Genomic DNA, 20761 nt, shown 5'->3' on the forward strand with positions numbered 1-20761 from the left:
TGCTTTATAATATTTTTTTATATTTATTGTTGCAATATCAATTTTAATCTTAGTAGTTACTTTTTATTAAAAAATGTAGAAAATACAAATATACTTATGCTTACATCTGCTTATTTTCTACATTATTTCAATATCTTTTATTATTTTACAATACTATCTTTAGTCCTATCATAGTTCCTGTATATAATAAGAGTATAAGATATGCTATATGGTCTCTTTTTTCGTATTTTAGCGGTTTCATCTTGGTTCTGCCTTCTCCGCCTGTATAGCATCTTGCTTCCATTGCCATTGCCAGATCGTTAGCTCTTCTAAATGCTGATATGAAAAGTGGCACGAGCAGTGGTACCATTGCTTTTATTTTTTTTACCATCCCACCTGTCTCAAAGTCAGCTCCTCTTGCTATCTGGGCTTTCATTATCTTGTCTGTCTCTTCTATAAGTATTGGTATAAATCTTAATGCTATTGACATCATCATTGATATCTCATGCACTGGAACTTTTATATATTTTAATGGTGAAAGTCCTTTTTCCATACCGTCTGTAAGGTCATTCGGTGTTGTTGTAAGTGTCATTATAGATGAACCGACAATTAAGTATGCAAGTCTTACAGCCATAAATATTGCTATTTTAAGTCCCTGCTTTGTTATTTTTAATATTCCTATTTTAACCAATATGTCACCTGGTGTTAAAAAAAGGTTAAATACTACGCTTATCATCAATAGTAATACTATTGCTTTTAGACCTTTTACCATGAATTTGAATGGTACTTTTGATATCTTAATTACTATTGCTAAAAATAATGTTGCTATTGCATACATTATTATGTTATTTCCAAGAAATAGTGTTATTAAAAAAATTAGTGTTCCTACCAGCTTTACTCTTGGATCTAGTCTATGCAGAACTGAATTGGCTGGATAGTATTGTCCTAGTGTTATATCTCTAATCATCTCCAGCTCCTCCATTTTCTTTTAATGCTTTTATTATGCTTGTTGCTGCTTCTTCAACTGTCATGGCATCTGTGTCTACATCAAGCCCTCGCTCTTTTAATGCATTCATTATATATGTTGACTGTGGAGCTGCTAAACCAACTTCTTCAAGTTTTTTATAATTTTTAAACACTTTTTTTGGTATATCGTCAAAGAGCACTTCTCCTCTGTTCATAACTATTATTCTTCCTACATATTTTGCAACGTCTTCCATACTATGCGATACAAGAATAATTGTTATATGTTCTGTTTTGTGAAGAAGTGCTATTTGGTCAAGTATCTCATCTCTACCTCTAGGATCAAGCCCTGCAGTTGGTTCGTCAAGTATAAGTACATCCGGTTTCATCGCAAGTACTCCTGCTATAGCTACTCTTCTTTTCTGTCCTCCTGAGAGTTCAAAAGGTGATTGTTCATAGAATGTCTTATCAAGTCCTACATTTTTTAATGCCTGGTAGGCTCTTTCTTCTATCTCATCTTTGCTAAGTCCAAGGTTAGATGGGCCAAAACATACGTCTTTAAATACTGTTTCTTCAAATAACTGATGTTCTGGATACTGGAATACTAATCCTACTTTACTTCTTAACTCACGCATATTATATTTTTCATCATATATGTTTTGTCCATTGTAATATATAGCTCCTGATGTTGCTTTTACAAGTCCATTCAGATGTTGTGTGAGGGTTGATTTGCCTGAACCTGTATGTCCTATCAGACCTATGAATTCTCCATCATTTATTGTCAAATTTACATCTTTAAGTGCCTGTTTTTCAAATCCAGAGCCTATTCCATATATATAATTTACATTTTCTACTTTAATTGACATACTTCATTCACCAACTCATCTATTGATAATATATCCGCTCTTATGTTTATACCGGATTTTCTTAATTCATACGCTATCTCTGTAGCCTGTGGAACATCTAATCTTAAATCTTTCATCTTATCAACCTGTGAAAATATCTCTCTTGGTGTTCCTTCCATTACTACTTTTCCTTCATCCATAACGTATACTTTGTCTGCGTCTATTACCTCATCCATATAATGTGTAATCAGTATCACAGTAATTTTCTCTTTTTTATTAAGCTCATGTACTGCTTTTATTACTTCTTTTCTACCATTTGGATCTAGCATTGCTGTAGGTTCATCTAATACTATGCATTTTGGATGCATTGCAATTACGCCTGCAATCGCCACTCTCTGTTTCTGTCCACCTGATAGTTTATTAGGCGAATGATGTCGATATTCTGTCATATGGACACTTTCAAGACTTTTATTAACTCGTTCCCATATCTCTTGTGTTGGTACACCTAGATTTTCCGGGCCAAATCCAACATCTTCTTCTACTATTGTTCCTATTATCTGATTATCAGGATTTTGAAATACCATACCTGCCGTTTGTCTGACTTTTATTGTATTCTGTTCCTCATCTGTCTTTAATCCATCAACCCACATTGTTCCTTCTGTTGGAACTATTAATGCATTAATATGTTTTGCAAATGTTGATTTGCCTGAACCATTATGTCCGAGTACTGCTATGAACTGACCTTCTTCTATATCTATGTCAACTCCATCTATTGCTCTATTTACAGCTTCAACATTGCCTTCTTCATCGTGTTTTAAGTATTCATATACTAGTTTCGCTGTTTTTACAATTCCCATTGTTTTCCTCCAATAAACAATTATCTTGCTTTATATTGGTCTGTTATCGTAGTTTCTATTTTTTACTATTGTAAATTATGTACAGGATTTTTGCAAGAAAAAGAATGCTTTAGCCTGCTTGTTAGGCTTACAAGCGGAAAAACTTATCTTATTCTTTGTTATTACAAGTAGATAAAAGTGACAAAAACTTATAGTCAAAAAATATAGGATTTTGCCCCTACTCTTAACAAAGAACCAAAAAAAGGCTGCTTCTACCTTTATCTAAGATAGAAACAGCCTTATCTGATACTATACTAATTCAATAAGAACTTCCATAGCTGCATCACCTTTACGTGGTCCGATCTTAACGATTCTTGTATAACCACCTTTACGATCAACATACTTTGGAGCGATTTCTGTAAATAATTTTTCTACTAAATCAACTTCTTTAGTATTTTTCTTCTTACCAGCGTTTTCTGCTGGAACTTCTGTTACAGGATAAAGAACCTGAAGCATCTGTCTTCTAGCGTGAAGACGTGAAGGCATATCTTTTTTGATTTCCTTTTCAACTTCTGTATAAACAGTAACTTTTTTACCGTCTTTTACTTCTTTGATTCTCTTTCCATCTTTATCTTTCTGAGCAACTTTAGCTGTTACTTTAACAGTTTCAAAATTATCTTTTTCTTTAACTGCTAATGCAATTAAATGCTCAGCAATTTTACGGATTTCTTTAGCTTTAGCTTCTGTTGTAACAATCTTTCCATTGTATAAAAGGTTTGTTACCTGGTTTCTAAGTAAAGCTTTTCTCTGGTTAGATGTTCTACCGAGTTTTCTATATCCTGCCATTATATTTTACCTCCATTTGTGGAACATATAGCCATGCTTCTTCGGTCTTACTGACTATATGCTATTTATCCATAAATTAATTAGTTCTCTGAGGATTATTCGTCACTTGGATTAAGTTGTAATCCAAGTTCTTTAAGTTTTGCAAGTACTTCTTCTAGTGACTTACGACCTAAGTTACGAACTTTCATCATATCTTCGGAAGTTCTGTTGGTTAACTCTTCAACAGTGTTAATTCCGGCTCTCTTTAAACAGTTGTATGAACGAACTGATAATTCGAGTTCATCAATATTCATTTCTAATACTTTTTCTTTTTCATTGTCTTCTTTTTCTACCATGATCTCTGCTGTCTTGGCATTTTCTGAAAGATCAATGAACAGATTTAAGTGCTCGCTTAATACTTTTGCAGCTAAACTAACTGCTTCGTCCGGTGCAAGCGTTCCGTTAGTATATACATCTAATGTAAGCTTATCATAATCTGTAACCTGTCCAACACGAGTATTCTGTACTGATAAGTTTACTCGTTCTACTGGTGTATAGATTGAATCGATTGAGATTACACCGATTGGCAAATCATCACTCTTATTCTTATCTGAACTTACATATCCTCTTCCTTTAGTGATTGTAAGTTCCATATAAAGCTTACTATCAGCTCCTCCGTTAAGAGTTGCAATTACTAAATCCTTGTTAAGAATTTCAATATCCTGATCAACCTGAATATCTGCTGCTGTAACAACGCCTTCGCCTTCAAACTCAATATAAGCTACTTTAGCTTCGTTTGTATCACTATTGTTTTTTATTGCTAAGTTCTTTATGTTCATTATGATCTCTGTTACATCTTCCTTAACTCCTGGAATTGAACTGAATTCATGAAGAACACCGTCAATTTTAACATGACTTACAGCGGCACCTGGCAAAGAAGAAAGCATAATTCTTCTTAATGAGTTACCAAGAGTTGTACCGTAACCTCTTTCGAGTGGCTCAACTACAAATCTTCCATATTTCTTGTCATCTGAGATTTCTGCTATCTCAATTTTTGGTTTTTCAAAATCGAACACTCTAAAGCCCCTCCTTTAATGGGTTATTCTTATATTGAGGGAAGTTATATCCACCCTATATTCCATATAGAGTTACAATCCTAAAGATTATTTAGAATATAACTCTACAATAAGCATTTCATTTACAGGTACATCAATTGCTTCTCTTAATGGTAATTCTTTTACTGAACCTTTAAGGTTTTCCTGGTCAGCATCTAACCACTCAGGTACTAATCTTCCAGCTGTTGCATCTAAGATATCTTTATATCTCTGTGAAGCTTTTGATTTTTCTCTGATTTCGATAGTGTCACCAGCTTTGATTAAGTATGATGGAATGTTAACACATTTACCATTTACTAATACATGTTTATGATCAACAATCTGTCTTGCTTCTTTTCTTGTTCTTGCTAAACCTAATCTGAAGATTACATTATCAAGTCTGCTTTCAAGTAATACCATAAGGTTTTCACCTGTCTGGCCATTCATCTTTTCAGCTTTCTTATAGTAATTTCTGAAAGGTTTTTCTAATACGCCATATATGAATTTAGCTTTCTGTTTTTCTCTTAACTGAAGTCCATACTCGCTTGTTTTCTTATTAGCTCTTTTTAATTCTCTGTTTGATTTTTTATCTATTCCTAAGTAAATTGGATCTAATCCAAGTGATCTACATCTTTTAAGAACAGGAACTCTATTAACTGCCATCTTTGTTACACCTCCTAATTAAACTCTTCTACGTTTTGGTGGACGACATCCATTATGTGGTACAGGAGTAACGTCTTTGATACTTGCTACTTCAAGACCGCAAGCCTGAAGAGCACGAATTGCTGCTTCTCTACCTGAACCTGGACCCTTAACCATTACGTCAACTACTTTAAGACCGTGTACCAAAGCTGCTTTAGTAGCAGTTTCTGCTGCCATCTGTGCTGCATAAGGAGTAGATTTCTTTGAACCTCTAAAACCAAGACCACCAGCACTTGCCCATGATAAAGCGTTACCTTCCATGTCAGTTAATGTAACGATTGTATTGTTAAATGATGCCTGGATATGTGCCTGTCCACGTTCAACGTTTTTCTTTACACGCTTTTTTGTCACTTTTTTTGTAACTTTAGCCATTTTAAACTAACCTCCCTTATGGGTTAAACTGAATTATTTCTTTTTATTTGCTACTGTTTTCTTAGGACCTTTACGAGTTCTCGCATTAGTCTTTGTTTTCTGTCCTCTAACTGGAAGACCTTTTCTATGACGGATTCCTCTATAACATCCGATTTCCTGTAATCTCTTAATATTTAAAGCGATTTCTCTTCTTAAATCACCTTCAACTGTATGTTTTGCATCGATTACGTCACGAATTCTAGCTACTTCTTCATCTGTTAAGTCTCTAACACGAGTGTCAGGATTAACATTAGCTTCTGCTAGTATACGATTAGAACTTACTCTACCAATTCCGTAGATATAAGTAAGTCCAATTTCTACACGTTTTTCTCTTGGTAAGTCAACACCTGAAATACGAGCCATGTGTGTATTACACCTCCATAAATTGATTCTTGTAAGCAGTAAACTTCGCAGCACACTAATAGAGCAACCCACTAGTGCGGAAATGTAGTGCGTTATTTACACATCTTACTGTTAGTATTTGTATCATTTTTATTTTTTAAAGTAACGAACAACCTATCCTGGTGGTTCATTACTGCAGCCGCAAACTAATGCTTATCATTAGAAATAAGCCCAAACAAAAGACAAATTAACCCTGTCTCTGTTTGTGTTTAGGATTTTCACAGATTATTCTGATGCTTCCTTTTCTCTTAATTACTTTACATTTTTCACAAATTGGTTTAACTGATGATCTAACCTTCACAGTAAATCCTCCTTTCAAAAAAAGCTCGCTTAGAATTATATCATATAATGTATATAAAAAGCAAGTAAAATCTTATTTATCTCTCCAAATAATTCTACCTTTTGATAAATCATATGGTGAAAGCTCTATTGTAACTTTGTCACCAGGTAAAATTCTGATAAAGTTCATACGAAGTTTTCCACTTATATGAGCTAACACTTTATGTCCATTCTCAAGTTCAACCTGAAACATGGCATTTGGTAATTTTTCAATTACAGTTCCTTCAATTTCAATTACATCTGACTTTGACATTTTATTCCTCCTACTTAACTCATTTTCTGCTTATATTTTTTTATTGCATGTTTTATTGCTTCATTATTGAAGTTCTTATTCTCAGCAATAATCTTTAAAAGCTCATCATCAATCTGGTTTATTATCTGAACATGTCTTTTCTTTTTTTTCTTGGGATTATCAATTGTCTTCAAATCGCCATCTGAAAGATATACATATTCATCATCTGATTTTATTATAACATAAACTTTCGAGTCATCATGTCCTGCCATGGACTTTACCATTTTTCCTACTTCATATCGGTTCATTAATATCACTCCTCTGTTAGGGATAAAATCTCACATCCATCTTTGGTTATAAGAATTGTATTCTCATAATGAGCAGATAATGAACGATCTTTGGATACAACGGTCCATCCATCGTCTAACCATTCTACTTTACATGTTCCCATGTTTATCATTGGCTCTATCGCTAATGTCATTCCTGCCTGTAGTTTTATTCCTTTTCTTTTCATTGGAAAATTAGGAATCTGTGGGTCTTCATGGAGTTCTGTTCCAATTCCATGTCCTACCAGTTCTTCTACAACACCATATCCGAAGCTTCGGGCATATTCACCAATTGCTGTTGATATATCGTTTAGGTGATTACCCTCTTTTGCAAATTTTATGCCTTCAAAAAAGCATTGCTTTGTTACTTCTATCAATTTTTTTGCATCATCACTGATCTCTCCCACAGCAACAGTTCTTGCAGCGTCAGAATGATATCCTTTATAAATAAGTCCTGCATCAAGGCTTACAATATCTCCATCCTGAAGAATTCTGTGTTTTGAAGGAATCCCATGTACAACTTCTTCATTTACAGAAACACATATAGATGCAGGGAAACCATTATAATTAAGAAATGATGGTATGCAACCATAACTTCTTATTATCTCTTCACCAATTCTATCAACTTCTTTAGTTGACATTCCTGGTCTTATTGCCTTTCCAAGCTCATCATGCGCTTTTCCAAGAAGTTTTCCGGCTTCTCTCATGAGTTCAATCTCTCTTAGGGATTTTATTGTCACAGACATAATTACGCTCCTAAAATATCAACAATCGCACTAAATACATCTTTCATATCTTTAGTACCATCTACTTCTACAAGAACACCTTCATTTGTATAATATTCAATAAGAGGCTGTGTCTGTTCATGATAAACATCAAGACGTTTCTTTACTGTCTCTGGTTTGTCATCTTCTCTTAAAATGAGTTCGTTACCACATTTGTCGCATACACCTTCAACTTTTGTTGGATTGTATACAATATGATATGTTGAACCGCAGCTTACGCAGGCTCTTCTTCCAGACATACGTTTTACAATATTTTCATCTGGAACTTCAACATTTATTGCAAAGTCTACTTTTTCACCTAATTTCTTAAGTGCTTCTGTAAGAGCTTCAGCCTGTGGAATTGTTCTTGGAAATCCATCAAGAATATATCCTTTTTTGCAGTCATCCTGCTGTACTCTGTCAACAACAAGATCTACTACTAATTCATCAGGAACAAGTAATCCCTGATCCATATATGTCTTTGCTTTTTTACCAAGCTCTGTTCCATTACTAATATTTGCTCTAAAAATATCTCCTGTAGAGATGTGAGGGATCTGATATTTATCAGCTATCATTTTGGCCTGTGTGCCTTTTCCAGCACCAGGTGCTCCAAGCATTACTATTTTCATTGCTCTTGCCTCCGCTTTAACTTCATTATAATTGTATTACTATCGAAATATGCGAAGTGCTTATTCTAAAACAGCCCACCAGATCTACGGCCTATATGACTATTTCTTTCCGGTGAGCTGTAATCATGAACTAAGTACTCCTATTAAACTAATTATTAAGAAATCCTTTGTAATTACGTACAACCATCTTTGATTCAATCTGTTTGATTGTCTCAAGAATTACACCAACAATGATGATTAATGATGTACCACCAAAAGATACGGTTGCACCTGAAAGACCTGTAAATATTATTGGAATAATCGCAACAATAATAAGTCCAACAACACCAATGAAAATTAAATAGTTTAATATTGAAGTTAAGTAATCTGTAGTAGACTTACCTGGACGAATACCAGGAATAAATCCACCTTGTTTTTTCATATTATTAGCTACTTCCAAAGGATTGAAAGTAATTGATGTATAGAAGTATGCAAAAAATACTACTAATAGAATATATACAAGTAAACCGATAGAATATATTGGTTCACTTATTTTACACCAGTTACTTGATGAAAGACCTCTTAAGATCTTTCCACCAATAGTATTGTAATCAATCGTAAAGAATGATGCAATAACAACTGGAAACTGCATCAATGATGATGCAAAGATAATTGGTATAACACCTGCTGTGTTAACCTTTAATGGAATGTTTGTTGACTGACCGCCTACCATTCTTCTACCCTGAACTTTCTGAGCATACTGAACTGGTATACGTCTTTCACCACCCTGTAAAACGCAAACAAATACAACCATAAGTATTATTACGGCTACAATAATTGCTGCTGCAAGCAGACCTTTTGCAAGTGTCTTTCCTGCTATAAACTGATCCCAAAGTGTCTTAATATCATCTGGAGCTCGTGAAATAATATTAATTAAAAGTACTATTGATATACCATTACCAACGCCTTTTTCTGTAATTCTTTCACCGATCCACATAAGTACTGCTGAACCAGCTGTAAGAGCTGCAACAATAATGAAGATTGCTAATACTTTTTCTACTGAACCCATTGTTGAATAGTTAGCAATAAGTCCACTTCCACCAAATCCAATTGCCATTGCTGTTGACTCGATAAGTGCAAGTGCAACAGTAAGGTATCTTGTAATCTGTGTAAGTTTTTTTCTTCCGTCTTCACCTTCTTTTTGCATCTCCTCTAATTTAGGTATTGCAATTGTAAGAAGCTGAATAATGATTGAAGATGTAATATATGGTGTGATGCTCAAAGCGAATACTGATAAGTTTGAAAATGAACCACCAGTAAATGCATCAAAGAAATTAAATGCGTCCCCAGACTGCTTCGCAAAAAAGCTGGCAAAATAACTTGTGTCAGCTCCTGGGACAGGAAGTAAACTTCCTATCCTAACAACAACCAACATCAAAAAAGTAAATATAATTCTATCTCTTAATTCTTTGATTTTAAATGCGTCACGGAGTGTTTTTAACATTAAATCACCTCAGCAATTCCACCAAGAGCTTCAATCTTTTCTTTAGCAGCCGCACTGAATCCATTAGCTTTAACTGTTAATCTCTTAGTAAGTTCTCCATTTCCAAGAATCTTAACACCATCTCTTGGATTTCTAACGATGCCTGTCTCAATTAATGTTTCTACTGTAACTACAGCGTCATTATCAAATGCTTCTAATGCACTAATATTTATACCAACGATTTCCTTAGTATTTCTATTTGTGAAACCTCTCTTAGGAATTCTTCTGTATAAAGGCATCTGACCACCTTCAAAACCTGGTCTGATGCTTCCGCCTGAACGTGCTTTCTGACCTTTATGACCTTTACCAGCTGTTTTTCCGTTTCCTGAGCCATGTCCACGTCCTACTCTGAAATTATTGCTATGTTTTGAACCTTCTGCAGGTCTTAAATTTGATAAGTTCATTCCTGCACCTCCATTCTAATTATATTTCTTCTACCTTTAACATATATCCAACCTGCTGAATCATACCTCTAGTTGCTTTGTTATCTGGTAATTCAACAGTTTTATGCATTTTGTTAAGGCCAAGAGCTTCAACAGTTCTTCTATGCTTTGGTACAGCACCGATAGGTGATTTTACTAAAGTAACCTTTAATTTCTCTGCCATCTCTATGTCCTCCTTAACCTAATATTTCTTCAACAGATTTTCCACGAAGTCTTGCTACTTCTTCTGGAGTCTTAATCTGACTTAAACCAGCGATTGTTGCAAGAACAACATTCTGTTTGTTATTTGAACCTAATGATTTTGTACGGATATTTGTGATACCAGCAAGTTCGATTACTGAACGAGCAGGACCTCCAGCGATAACACCAGTACCTTCTGGAGCTTTCTTTAATAATACTGAAGCACTTCCGAATTTTCCTAAGAAATCATGTGGAATACTTCCGTTCTCATCAACTGCAACGTTAACAAGATTCTTTGTAGCATCTTCTTTACCTTTACGGATAGCTTCTGGAATTTCAGCAGCTTTACCCATACCAGCGCCAACGTGACCTTTTTTATCACCAACAACAACTAAAGCTGAAAATCTGAAGTTACGACCACCTTTAACAACCTTAGTTACACGCTTAATTGATACTACTTTTTCTTCTAATTCTAACTGACTAGCATCAATGATTGTTCTTTTCATGTGTTCTCCTCCTTCTAGAATTCTAATCCAGCTTCTCTAGCTGCTTCTGCTAATGCTTTTACTTTACCTTCATATATGAAGCCGCCTCTGTCATAAACAACAGTTGTAATACCAGCTTCTAAAGCTCTCTTAGCAATAACTTCACCTAATTTTGCTGCAGCAGCAACATTGTTAGTTTTTTCTAAGTCAGCTTTAACTTCTTCCTGAAGGGTAGATGCTGATACAAGAGTTTTACCAACTGTATCATCAATGATCTGTGCATACATATGATTGTTACTTCTGAACACAGCTAAACGTGGTCTAGCAGCTGTACCGCTAAAACGGTTACGGATTTTTCTGTGTTTGTTCTGACGAACTACTGTTCTTGATTCTTTACTAACCATTCTTTTTACCCTCCTATATTATTTCTTACCAGTCTTACCAACTTTACGTCTGATAACTTCATCAGCATATTTAATACCTTTACCTTTATAAGGTTCTGGTGCTCTTTTTTCTCTGATTTCAGCAGCGTACTGTCCAACTTTTTCTTTATCAATACCTTTAACGATGATCTTGTTCTGTCCTTCAACGATAGCTTCAAGACCTTCTGGATCTACCATTTCTACTGGATGTGAATATCCTAATGATAATACTAATGTCTTACCATTCTTCTGTGCTCTGTAACCAACACCGTTTACTTCAAGCACTTTTTCGTAACCTTCTGTTACACCTGTAACCATATTAGCGATTAATGTTCTTGTTAAACCATGTAATGATCTCATTTTCTTTAAATCATTAGGTCTTGTAACAACAACGTGTCCATCTTCTAATTTAATTTCCATTTCCGCAGGTAATACTCTTTCAAGTGTTCCCTTTGGTCCTTTTACAGTCACTTTATTATTTTCTGCAATATCAACTGTTACTCCAGCTGGTACCGCGATAGGCATTCTTCCTATACGTGACATGCCTGCACCTCCTTAATTGAGTAATGAGCATATTGTGTAAATCTTATATCCACACCGCTCATATTAATTAGTTGTATCTTAAATATATTTATTGAAAGTCGATTTAATATTCTTCTTTCAACAGTTTAGCATTGTTTGGTAATTACCAAACAAATGCTAATACTTCTCCACCAACATTGAGTTTTCTAGCTTCTTTATCTGTAAGAATACCCTGGTTTGTTGATATGATTGCAACACCAAGTCCACCAAGAACTCTTGGAAGCTCCTCTTTATTGGCATATACACGAAGACCTGGTTTTGAAATTCTCTTAAGTCCTGTGATAATTTTTTCGTTTTTATCTGCACCGTATTTTAATGTGATACGGATTGTTTTAAAGTTTCCTTCTTCTACGATATCGTATTTCTGGATATATCCTTCTTTAACTAAGATATCAGCAATTGCTAATTTCATCTTTGATGATGGTACATCTACTGTATCATGTTTTGCAGTATTAGCATTACGAATTCTTGTAAGCATATCTGCGATAGGATCATTAGTTGTCATTATAGTTGCCTCCTTTCTATTTACACTCTTACCAGCTAGCTTTCTTAACGCCTGGTATCTGTCCTTTATATGCTAATTCACGGAAGCAAATTCTGCATATTCCGTATTTTCTTAAGTATGCATGTGGACGACCGCAAATTCTACAACGTGAATATTCTCTTGTTGAGAATTTCTGTGGACGCTGCTGCTTTACTTTCATTGAAGTTTTAGCCATGGAATTTCCCTCCTAACTACTTTTTGAATGGCATGTTAAATAATGTTAACAATTCACGAGCTTCTTCATCTGTTTTTGCTGTTGTAACAATGATGATATCCATACCTCTTACTTTGTCAATCTTATCATATTCGATTTCTGGGAAAATGATCTGCTCTTTAATACCTAAAGCATAATTTCCTCTTCCATCAAATGAGTTAGCACTAACACCTCTAAAGTCACGTACACGTGGTAATGCAAGATTTACAAGACGATCAAGGAATTCATACATTTTCTCTCCACGAAGTGTTACTTTACATCCGATTGGCATACCTTCTCTGATTTTGAAGTTAGCAATTGAATTTTTAGCTCTTGTAAGTACAGCTTTCTGACCAGCAATAGTCTCAAGTTCCTTAACAGCTACATCAAGGATTTTAGCGTTTTCTTTAGCTTCGCCAATACCCATATTTATAACAATTTTATCAAGCTTTGGTATTTCCATTACGTTTTTGTATCCGAATTTTTTTACCATAGCGTCACAAATCTCATTTTTATATAATTCTTTAAGTCTACTCAACTTTGGTGACCTCCTCTCTTAAATTAATCAATTACTTCGCCTGTAGATTTAGCAAAACGAACTTTTTTACCATTCTCATCTACTCTGAATCCTACTCTTGTAGCAGTACCTTTATTTACGTACATTACGTTAGAAAGGTCAATAGGTCCTTCTTTCTGAATTCTGCCACCATTCTGGTTCTGAGCATTTGGCTTTTCGTGTTTCCAGATCATGTTGATTCCTTCAACGATAGCTGTATTATCTTTCTTATTGATTGATACTACTTTGCCTTCTTTGCCTTTATCTTTACCAGCGATAACTCTTACTAAGTCACCTGTTTTGATTTTTAAAGTTGACACAACCGACACCTCCTTATAATACTTCTGGTGCTAGAGAAACAATTTTCATAAACTGTTTTTCTCTAAGCTCTCTTGCTACTGGTCCAAATATACGAGTTCCTTTAGGATTCTTGTCTTCCTTAATAATTACAGCAGCATTTTCATCGAATTTTATATAAGAACCGTCTTTACGACGTGCGCCTTTTACTGTACGAACAACAACGGCTTTAACTACATCGCCCTTCTTTACAACACCGCCTGGTGTTGCATCTTTAACTGAAGCTACGATTACATCGCCGATATTAGCATATCTTCTAGTAGAACCGCCCATAACTCTGATACATAATAACTCTTTAGCACCAGTATTATCAGCAACTTTTAGTCTTGTTTCCTGTTGAATCATGCCATAACCTCCTTTTTGCCAAAATATCTATTATTTAGCTCTTTCAATAATCTCAACTAATCTCCATCTCTTATCTTTTGAGAGTGGTCTAGTTTCCATAACTTTAACAACATCTCCGATTAAACATTCGTTGTTTTCATCGTGTGCTTTTAATTTATAAGTTCTCTTAACGATTTTGTTATAAAGTGGATGTCTTACATGATCTTCCACTGCAACTACAACAGTTTTATCCATTTTGTTGCTAACAACTTTACCTGTACGAGTCTTTCTTAAATTTCTTTCCACAAGAATTGCCTCCTTTCAATAGGACTATTCAGCAGCATTTGCCTTTTCAGTAATAATTGTCTGAATTCTCGCAATTTTTCTTCTTACTTCTTTGATTCTGCTTGTATTATCTAACTGATTTGTTGCGTTCTGGAATCTCAAATTAAAAAGTTCCTTTTTAGCAGCTACTAATTCATCACTTAATTCGTTTGCTGATTTTGCTCTTAAATCTTCTACAAGTTTATTAATTTTCACTGTTATCACCGCCTTCTAATTCCGCACGTGATACTACCTTACATCTGCAAGGAAGTTTGTGCATTGCAAGACGTAATGCTTCTCTAGCTACTTCTTCAGGAACTCCTGAAAGCTCGAACATTACACGTCCTGGTTTAACTACTGCTACCCAATATTCAAGGTTACCTTTACCTTTACCCATTCGAACACCAAGAGGTTTATGAACAACTGGCTTGTCTGGGAATATCTTTATCCATACTTTACCACCACGTTTGATATAACGAGTCATAGCAATACGGGCAGCTTCTATCTGATTTGATTTGATCCAACATGGCTCAAGTGCTACGATACCATATTCACCATTAGTGATTTTGTTACCTCTTGTACACTTACCTGCCATAGTACCACGGAATTGTTTACGATGTTTTACTCTCTTAGGTAGTAACATTATTGTTCGCTCCCTTCCTTAACTTCTTTAGTTGGAAGTACTTCACCTTTGTAAATCCAAACTTTAACGCCTACTTTACCGTATGTTGTATCTGCTTCTGCAAATCCATAATCGATATCAGCACGTAATGTCTGAAGAGGTATTGTTCCTTCACTGTAGAATTCTGTACGAGCCATATCAGCTCCACCAAGACGTCCTGAAACAGATGTCTTAATACCTTTAGCACCAGTTTTCATTGTTCTAGCCATAGTAGATTTCATAGCTCTTCTGAAAGAAACACGGTTCTCTAACTGAAGTGCAATATTCTCTGCTACTAACTGAGCATCTCTGTCTGGTCTCTTAACTTCTTTAATATCAACAATAAGCTTCTTGTCAGTTAATTTCTGAACTTCTGCTTTTAATTTTTCTATTTCAGCTCCACCTTTACCGATTACAACACCTGGTTTTGCTGTAAAGATGATAACTTTAACTCTGTCAGATGCTCTTTCAATTTCGATCTTTGAAACACCTGCGCTATATAATCTTTCTTTAAGGAACTTTCTGATATTATAATCTTCTACAAGATTATCTGCAAAATCAGCTTCTGCATACCATTTTGAGTCCCAGTCTTTAATAACTCCGACTCTTAAGCCATGAGGATTAACTTTTTGTCCCATATTGCCCTCCTTATCTTTCATCAAGCACGATAGTAATGTGGCTCATTCTCTTTTCGATTCTGTAAGCTCTACCCTGTGCTCTAGGTTTGATTCTCTTCATTGTTGGTCCTTTGTTTGCATAACAAGCTGCAACATAAAGGTTATCTGGATTCATTCCATTATTGTTCTCAGCATTTGCAATTGCTGACTTTAAAAGTTTCTCTATTACACTAGAAGCGTATCTAGGATTGTATGCTAAAATACCAAGTGCTGACTGAACATCTTTACCTCTGATAGCATCAAGTACGTAACATGCTTTCTGAACTGATACTCTTGCGTAAGATAATTTTGCAGATGGTCTTGTTTCTACATTAGTAGTATTTCTTTCTCTTTTAATTTGGGATCTATGTCCTTTTGCCATGGATTAAACCTCCTTTCAATTACAATTGACTAACGATTTCCTGTTTTCTTCTCGTCTTTTCCATGTCCTCTATATGTTCTTGTTGCAACAAACTCACCAAGTTTGTGTCCAACCATATCTTCTGTTACATATACAGGTACATGTTTTCTTCCATCATGAACTGCGATTGTGTGACCAACGAACTGAGGGAATATTGTAGAACGACGTGACCAAGTTTTGATAACCTGTTTCTGTCCTGCAGCATTCATAGCGTCTACTTTCTTGAGTAAGCTTGCATCAGCGAATGGTCCTTTTTTAAGTGATCGAGCCATAGGTTCTAACCTCCTTATAAACTATTTAATAGCTTTACCGTTTCTTCTTCTTACGATTAACTTGTCTGAGTGTTTACGTTTTCTTGTCTTTAAGCCAAGAGCTGGTTTACCCCAAGGTGTAACAGGGCCTGGACGACCGATTCCTGCTTTACCTTCACCACCACCATGTGGATGGTCATTAGGGTTCATAACAGAACCACGAACTGTAGGTCTGATACCCATGTGACGTTTACGACCAGCTTTACCAATATTTACAAGGTTGTGATCTCCATTACCAAGTACACCGATTGTTGCACGGCAGATAATTGGAACTAATCTCATTTCGCCTGATGGTAATCTTAATGTTGCATATTTACCTTCTTTAGCCATTAACTGTGCAGCATTACCTGCTGAACGAACTAACTGGCCACCTTTTCCAGGATATAATTCAATGTTATGAATCTGTGTACCTACTGGAATCTCTGAAAGTGGTAAACAGTTACCAACTTTGATTTCAGCACCTGTACCGCTCATTACTTTCATACCATCTGTTAAACCTGCTGGTGCAAGGATGTATGCTTTTTCACCATCAGCATAGCTGATTAATGCGATATTTGCTGTTCTGTTTGGATCGTATTCAACACCAACTACTGTAGCTGGAATTCCATCTTTTCTTCTCTTGAAGTCGATGATTCTATATTTTCTCTTAACTCCGCCTCCGCGGTGTCTTACAGTGATTTTACCCTGATTATTACGACCGGCTGTATTCTTCTTTGAAGCTAATAATGCTTTCTCAGGAGTTGTTTTTGTGATTTCAGCGAAATCTGAACCAGTCATATTTCTTCTGGAAGGTGTATATGGGTTATATTTTTTGATTCCCATTATTTTCACTCCTTTCAACTCTATCAACACATCCACGTGTGTTCTAATATTCACGTACTAATAGTTTATTCTAGTACTCAGTTTCTATAATTAAAGACTTTCGAAAATTTCGATATCTGCGCTATCTGCTGTTAATGTAACGATAGCTTTCTTTGTTTTTGCTGTTTTACCAAATGTAGCACCTCTTCTGCGAGTTTTACCTTCACAGTTCATTGTGTTAACGCTTGCTACCTTTGTATCTTTAAATAACTTTTCAACAGCTTCTTTTACCTGATTTTTTGTAGCTGATGGATGTACTAAGAAAGTATATTTCTTTTCTGACATAGCACCCATACTTTTTTCTGTAATAACAGGTTTAAGGATTACATCATAATATTTTAAATCAGCCATTATGCGTACACCTCCTCGATTGTAGCTACAGCAGCCTTTGTTACAATTACTGTATCATACTTTAAGATATCATATACGTTAATTGTGTTTGTTAATGTTGTCTTAACGTTTGGTACGTTATTTGCTGATAAAATTACATTCTTATCATTTTCATTTAATACAACTAAAGCTTTTGATACTTTTAAGTTTTCTAATACTTTAATGAATTTCTTTGTCTTAATTTCATCTAATTTGAAGTCATCTAAAACAACAAATTTGTTTTCATTAACTTTTGATGTTAATGCTGACTGAAGAGCTAATCTTCTTTCTTTTTTATTTAATTTGAAAGAATAGTCTCTAGGCTTAACAGCGAATACCATACCGCCGCCTGTCCACTGTGGAGCTCTTGTTGAACCCTGTCTTGCATGACCTGTTCCTTTTTGTTTCCATGGCTTTCTACCACCGCCACGAACTTCTGAACGAGTCTTAGCACTCTGTGTTCCCTGACGTTTATTTGCAAGCTGACTTACAACTGCCATGTGTACTAAATGTTCATTAACTTCAACACCAAATACAGCATCGCTAAGTTCTAATGTATCAACTTCTTTACCTTCAATATTGTAAACAGATACTTTTGACATCTGTGATTGCCTCCTTCCTTGATATAAGCTTATTTACCAGATTTAACTGTTTCTTTTAATGTTACTAAAGCTTTCTTAGGTCCTGGTACTGCACCTTTTACTAAGATTAAGTTGTTCTCAACGTCAACTCTTACTACTTCAAGATTCTGAATTGTAATCTTTTTAGCTCCCATATGTCCTGGCATCTTCTTACCTTTGAATACTCTACCTGGAGTAGTTGCTGAACCGTTAGAACCTGCATGACGATGGAATTTAGAACCATGAGCCATAGGTCCTCTTGACTGTCCATGTCTCTTAATAGCGCCCTGGAATCCTTTACCTTTTGCAATTGCTGATGCGTCAATCTTGTCGCCAGCTGCAAAGATATCAGCTTTGATTTCATCTTTTACTGAATATTCTTCAGCATTTTCAAATCTGAATTCTCTTACGAATCTCTTATATGAAACTCCTGCTTTATCAAAGTGACCCTTTTCTGCTTTGTTTACACCATTTCTATGTGCAATTGATTTTTTGCCATTCTTGTCTTTGTTAACTGTTTTAACTTTGTTCTTGTCAACAAAACCAACCTGAACAGCACTGTAACCATCATTTTCAACTGTTTTAACCTGTGTTACTACACAAGGACCAGCCTGTAATACAGTTACTGGAACTAATACACCATCTTCATTGAAGATCTGTGTCATTCCGACTTTAGTAGCTAATATTGCTTTCTTCATTGTTTTTACCTCCTGTTTAATCTACAGCGGATTGTGCATTTTGCGCAATCATCCTAGAACAGTCAAATATAAGTGGAACATGCGTAACACTTGTTGCTTCTATATCTAAACCCTTCAGGATTACTTACTTAATTAATTATTTGTTTTTCATCTTGATATCGATGTTAACACCAGCTGGCATTTCTAATTTTGATAATGCATCAACTGTTTTTGTTGATGGAGTAATGATATCGATTAATCTCTTATGTGTTCTCTGTTCGAACTGTTCTCTTGAATCTTTGTATTTATGAACAGCTCTAAGGATTGTAACAACTTCCTTCTTAGTTGGAAGAGGTACAGGTCCACTCACCTGAGATCCTGTCTTTTTAACAGTTTCGATAATTTTCTTAGCTGACTGATCGATTAATTCGTGATCATAAGCCTTTAATGTAATTCTCATTACTTGACTTGCCATAAAAAAAGTCGCCTCCTTTTCGCACTTAATATCAGTACGACAAGCGGTGACTGTACACTTCTCCGTGTGTATCTTCGCAATTACACACGCACTTTCACATCTAATGTGTCTAATGTTGTTTGTACAGTGACTTGTCGCCAGTTTCCTAACTTGACATTCGCTCCACGGAAAACCTGCATATAATGCAGCAACCTCACGTTTCACAGCTATCATGCCACAGCAGATATTATTATATAACATACTTTCAAATAATGCAAGCGTTTTTTTCTTTTTTTTAGCTTGCTAATGTTTTTTTAGATTTAGTTATTTATTTAATTTTTTGTTTATATTTTCATCTGTTTTCTCAACTTATATAATATAGAAGAAACTCATTCTATCGATGTTAATTTTTCTCTCTAAGTAACTCAACTTTGCTTACTATTATTCATTAAACAAGCTATCATAGCTTCAACCTAATATTCTCCAAGAACATCTACCTACTTATATCTAAGAGAGAACTTTTAATATTACTCTTTAGATGTCATTTTTATAACCCAGACTTTCATTATTAACAACATTAGTAAACATACTTATGCTATTACTATTAAATCCTCTTCATTTATCACATCTATATTTTCTGCCATTACACTAATATATTTTCTTCTATAATTATATCCCATATATTAATTTGTCATTCCATTTTGCATATTGCATTTTCTCTTTTTTTGGTAAATAATCTGCAATATAAACAGTGACACTAGTATTCCTATACTATCTATCAATACATCCGTTACTCTTCCGCTTCTTCCCGGAACAAATCGTTGATGTAATTCGTCACTTGCCGCATAAAGAATTGCTATTGCCACCGAAATTATTGCTTTCTTACTATTTTTTAGTATAAAATTCTTCTCTACCGGTATGTATATTGTTGCAAGTAATATTCCATATTCTGTTATATGTGCAAGTTTCCTTACCGGCAATTCCATGCATCTTGCAAGTTTAACCTGCTGTGCCTGTGTAATATGGATTCCTGGAATTTTTTCAAAAAAAGTAATCATTATACTAACTGTTCCACCACTTGTATGTGAAGATTGCATACCATTTTTTGCTGAAAATAAGTAGATTATAAACATCATAACTATCATTGGCATAAAACTTATAATCAGCTTGACTATCCTGCCTTTTTTTATTTTACTTTCATTTTTCTTATCCATCTAATCATGCCCTATCTATTTTTAATATTCTATATAGTCAACCAGACATATTTGTCTTATGATTAATCCTATCAACTATACTGTCTGGCTCTTATTTTAACATATCTTCATATTTTTTGCGAGTCTGCGCTTTATTACTGATATTTATTTATAATGACCGACATTATTTTTATCTTTTTTCTTCTATTTTAACATTGTAGCAGTTGACGTTTTTTTTATTTATAGTTATAATTAATCG

36 protein-coding genes are annotated in these 20761 nt (G+C 34.8%); all 36 read right to left on the minus strand.

Features of this window, described 5'->3' with window-relative positions:
- Window positions 1-145: 145 nt before the first annotated feature.
- The gene (locus KQI85_RS12420; RefSeq protein ID WP_216576399.1) at window positions 146-946 is read right to left on the minus strand and encodes an energy-coupling factor transporter transmembrane protein EcfT; all 801 of its coding nucleotides are present in this window, start codon (window positions 944-946) and stop codon (window positions 146-148) included.
- Window positions 939-1808, minus strand: coding sequence for an energy-coupling factor transporter ATPase (locus tag KQI85_RS12425; RefSeq protein WP_216576400.1), 870 nt, complete (start codon window positions 1806-1808; stop codon window positions 939-941). Before KQI85_RS12425 ends, KQI85_RS12420 begins: the two co-directional genes overlap by 8 nt.
- A complete protein-coding gene (locus KQI85_RS12430; RefSeq protein ID WP_216576401.1) occupies window positions 1793-2644 on the minus strand; it encodes an energy-coupling factor transporter ATPase in 852 nt (283 codons plus the stop codon). The genes KQI85_RS12425 and KQI85_RS12430 overlap by 16 nt, the downstream gene beginning before the upstream one ends.
- Before the next feature lie 288 nt (window positions 2645-2932).
- Window positions 2933-3469, minus strand: a complete 537-nt coding sequence (locus KQI85_RS12435; protein WP_216576402.1) for a bL17 family ribosomal protein — start codon at window positions 3467-3469, stop codon at window positions 2933-2935.
- Between the two features lie 95 nt (window positions 3470-3564).
- On the minus strand, window positions 3565-4524 hold the full coding sequence (locus tag KQI85_RS12440; RefSeq protein ID WP_216576403.1) for a DNA-directed RNA polymerase subunit alpha: 960 nt from the start codon (window positions 4522-4524) through the stop codon (window positions 3565-3567).
- Between the two features lie 87 nt (window positions 4525-4611).
- Window positions 4612-5205: a 30S ribosomal protein S4 gene (gene rpsD / locus KQI85_RS12445; RefSeq protein ID WP_216576404.1), complete on the minus strand. Its 594-nt coding sequence runs from the start codon at window positions 5203-5205 to the stop codon at window positions 4612-4614.
- Between the two features lie 18 nt (window positions 5206-5223).
- Window positions 5224-5616 (minus strand): 30S ribosomal protein S11, encoded by a 393-nt coding sequence (gene rpsK / locus KQI85_RS12450; protein WP_216576405.1) that lies wholly within the window; start codon window positions 5614-5616, stop codon window positions 5224-5226.
- A gap of 33 nt (window positions 5617-5649) precedes the next feature.
- Window positions 5650-6018 (minus strand): 30S ribosomal protein S13, encoded by a 369-nt coding sequence (gene rpsM / locus KQI85_RS12455; RefSeq protein WP_216576406.1) that lies wholly within the window; start codon window positions 6016-6018, stop codon window positions 5650-5652.
- Between the two features lie 226 nt (window positions 6019-6244).
- Window positions 6245-6358 carry a 50S ribosomal protein L36 gene (gene rpmJ, locus KQI85_RS12460; protein ID WP_003022746.1) on the minus strand — a complete coding sequence of 38 codons (114 nt, stop codon included), beginning with the start codon at window positions 6356-6358 and terminating at the stop codon, window positions 6245-6247.
- A 72-nt stretch (window positions 6359-6430) separates the two neighbouring features.
- Entirely contained in the window at window positions 6431-6649 is a 219-nt protein-coding gene (gene infA, locus KQI85_RS12465) for a translation initiation factor IF-1 (protein ID WP_099470173.1), read from the minus strand.
- A gap of 14 nt (window positions 6650-6663) precedes the next feature.
- Window positions 6664-6936: a KOW domain-containing RNA-binding protein gene (locus tag KQI85_RS12470; protein ID WP_216576407.1), complete on the minus strand. Its 273-nt coding sequence runs from the start codon at window positions 6934-6936 to the stop codon at window positions 6664-6666.
- Window positions 6937-6941: 5 nt separating this feature from the next.
- Entirely contained in the window at window positions 6942-7700 is a 759-nt protein-coding gene (map, locus tag KQI85_RS12475; protein WP_216576408.1) for a type I methionyl aminopeptidase, read from the minus strand.
- Window positions 7701-7702: 2 nt separating this feature from the next.
- Window positions 7703-8347, minus strand: a complete 645-nt coding sequence (locus KQI85_RS12480) for an adenylate kinase (protein WP_216576409.1) — start codon at window positions 8345-8347, stop codon at window positions 7703-7705.
- A gap of 148 nt (window positions 8348-8495) precedes the next feature.
- Window positions 8496-9830 (minus strand): preprotein translocase subunit SecY, encoded by a 1335-nt coding sequence (gene secY, locus KQI85_RS12485; protein ID WP_216576410.1) that lies wholly within the window; start codon window positions 9828-9830, stop codon window positions 8496-8498.
- Window positions 9830-10273, minus strand: a complete 444-nt coding sequence (rplO, locus tag KQI85_RS12490) for a 50S ribosomal protein L15 (RefSeq protein WP_216576411.1) — start codon at window positions 10271-10273, stop codon at window positions 9830-9832. The genes secY and rplO overlap by 1 nt, the downstream gene beginning before the upstream one ends.
- 19 nt (window positions 10274-10292) lie before the next feature.
- Window positions 10293-10475: a 50S ribosomal protein L30 gene (gene rpmD, locus KQI85_RS12495; protein WP_216576412.1), complete on the minus strand. Its 183-nt coding sequence runs from the start codon at window positions 10473-10475 to the stop codon at window positions 10293-10295.
- A gap of 13 nt (window positions 10476-10488) precedes the next feature.
- The gene (gene rpsE, locus KQI85_RS12500; protein WP_216576413.1) at window positions 10489-10998 is read right to left on the minus strand and encodes a 30S ribosomal protein S5; all 510 of its coding nucleotides are present in this window, start codon (window positions 10996-10998) and stop codon (window positions 10489-10491) included.
- A gap of 14 nt (window positions 10999-11012) precedes the next feature.
- The gene (gene rplR / locus KQI85_RS12505) at window positions 11013-11381 is read right to left on the minus strand and encodes a 50S ribosomal protein L18 (RefSeq protein ID WP_216576414.1); all 369 of its coding nucleotides are present in this window, start codon (window positions 11379-11381) and stop codon (window positions 11013-11015) included.
- Between the two features lie 18 nt (window positions 11382-11399).
- Window positions 11400-11942, minus strand: a complete 543-nt coding sequence (rplF, locus tag KQI85_RS12510) for a 50S ribosomal protein L6 (RefSeq protein ID WP_216576415.1) — start codon at window positions 11940-11942, stop codon at window positions 11400-11402.
- Window positions 11943-12084: 142 nt separating this feature from the next.
- Window positions 12085-12486, minus strand: a complete 402-nt coding sequence (gene rpsH / locus KQI85_RS12515) for a 30S ribosomal protein S8 (protein WP_216576416.1) — start codon at window positions 12484-12486, stop codon at window positions 12085-12087.
- A gap of 28 nt (window positions 12487-12514) precedes the next feature.
- Window positions 12515-12700 (minus strand): type Z 30S ribosomal protein S14, encoded by a 186-nt coding sequence (locus KQI85_RS12520; RefSeq protein WP_216576417.1) that lies wholly within the window; start codon window positions 12698-12700, stop codon window positions 12515-12517.
- A 16-nt stretch (window positions 12701-12716) separates the two neighbouring features.
- The gene (gene rplE / locus KQI85_RS12525; protein ID WP_216576418.1) at window positions 12717-13256 is read right to left on the minus strand and encodes a 50S ribosomal protein L5; all 540 of its coding nucleotides are present in this window, start codon (window positions 13254-13256) and stop codon (window positions 12717-12719) included.
- Window positions 13257-13279: 23 nt separating this feature from the next.
- Entirely contained in the window at window positions 13280-13594 is a 315-nt protein-coding gene (rplX, locus tag KQI85_RS12530) for a 50S ribosomal protein L24 (RefSeq protein ID WP_216576419.1), read from the minus strand.
- A 13-nt stretch (window positions 13595-13607) separates the two neighbouring features.
- On the minus strand, window positions 13608-13976 hold the full coding sequence (rplN, locus tag KQI85_RS12535) for a 50S ribosomal protein L14 (RefSeq protein ID WP_216576420.1): 369 nt from the start codon (window positions 13974-13976) through the stop codon (window positions 13608-13610).
- A 30-nt stretch (window positions 13977-14006) separates the two neighbouring features.
- A complete protein-coding gene (rpsQ, locus tag KQI85_RS12540) occupies window positions 14007-14261 on the minus strand; it encodes a 30S ribosomal protein S17 (RefSeq protein WP_216576421.1) in 255 nt (84 codons plus the stop codon).
- 24 nt (window positions 14262-14285) lie between these two features.
- Window positions 14286-14495: a 50S ribosomal protein L29 gene (rpmC, locus tag KQI85_RS12545; RefSeq protein ID WP_216576422.1), complete on the minus strand. Its 210-nt coding sequence runs from the start codon at window positions 14493-14495 to the stop codon at window positions 14286-14288.
- Window positions 14485-14922 carry a 50S ribosomal protein L16 gene (rplP, locus tag KQI85_RS12550; protein WP_216576423.1) on the minus strand — a complete coding sequence of 146 codons (438 nt, stop codon included), beginning with the start codon at window positions 14920-14922 and terminating at the stop codon, window positions 14485-14487. Before rplP ends, rpmC begins: the two co-directional genes overlap by 11 nt.
- The gene (gene rpsC, locus KQI85_RS12555) at window positions 14922-15578 is read right to left on the minus strand and encodes a 30S ribosomal protein S3 (RefSeq protein WP_216576424.1); all 657 of its coding nucleotides are present in this window, start codon (window positions 15576-15578) and stop codon (window positions 14922-14924) included. Before rpsC ends, rplP begins: the two co-directional genes overlap by 1 nt.
- Window positions 15579-15588: 10 nt before the next feature.
- The gene (gene rplV / locus KQI85_RS12560; protein ID WP_216576425.1) at window positions 15589-15978 is read right to left on the minus strand and encodes a 50S ribosomal protein L22; all 390 of its coding nucleotides are present in this window, start codon (window positions 15976-15978) and stop codon (window positions 15589-15591) included.
- Between the two features lie 29 nt (window positions 15979-16007).
- Window positions 16008-16289 (minus strand): 30S ribosomal protein S19, encoded by a 282-nt coding sequence (gene rpsS, locus KQI85_RS12565; protein WP_216576426.1) that lies wholly within the window; start codon window positions 16287-16289, stop codon window positions 16008-16010.
- Between the two features lie 21 nt (window positions 16290-16310).
- Window positions 16311-17150 carry a 50S ribosomal protein L2 gene (gene rplB, locus KQI85_RS12570; protein ID WP_216576427.1) on the minus strand — a complete coding sequence of 280 codons (840 nt, stop codon included), beginning with the start codon at window positions 17148-17150 and terminating at the stop codon, window positions 16311-16313.
- Between the two features lie 90 nt (window positions 17151-17240).
- Window positions 17241-17540 carry a 50S ribosomal protein L23 gene (rplW, locus tag KQI85_RS12575; RefSeq protein WP_216576428.1) on the minus strand — a complete coding sequence of 100 codons (300 nt, stop codon included), beginning with the start codon at window positions 17538-17540 and terminating at the stop codon, window positions 17241-17243.
- Window positions 17540-18160, minus strand: coding sequence for a 50S ribosomal protein L4 (gene rplD / locus KQI85_RS12580; protein ID WP_216576429.1), 621 nt, complete (start codon window positions 18158-18160; stop codon window positions 17540-17542). Before rplD ends, rplW begins: the two co-directional genes overlap by 1 nt.
- A 29-nt stretch (window positions 18161-18189) precedes the next feature.
- The gene (gene rplC / locus KQI85_RS12585) at window positions 18190-18876 is read right to left on the minus strand and encodes a 50S ribosomal protein L3 (RefSeq protein WP_216576430.1); all 687 of its coding nucleotides are present in this window, start codon (window positions 18874-18876) and stop codon (window positions 18190-18192) included.
- A gap of 136 nt (window positions 18877-19012) precedes the next feature.
- Window positions 19013-19330 carry a 30S ribosomal protein S10 gene (gene rpsJ, locus KQI85_RS12590; RefSeq protein WP_216576431.1) on the minus strand — a complete coding sequence of 106 codons (318 nt, stop codon included), beginning with the start codon at window positions 19328-19330 and terminating at the stop codon, window positions 19013-19015.
- A 662-nt stretch (window positions 19331-19992) separates the two neighbouring features.
- Complete coding sequence (locus tag KQI85_RS12595) at window positions 19993-20523, minus strand: VanZ family protein (protein WP_216576432.1); 531 nt, start codon at window positions 20521-20523, stop codon at window positions 19993-19995.
- Between the last annotated feature and the right edge of the window lie 238 nt (window positions 20524-20761).

It is taken from the genome of Falcatimonas sp. MSJ-15, assembly GCF_018918265.1.
Taxonomy (GTDB): domain Bacteria; phylum Bacillota; class Clostridia; order Lachnospirales; family Lachnospiraceae; genus Falcatimonas.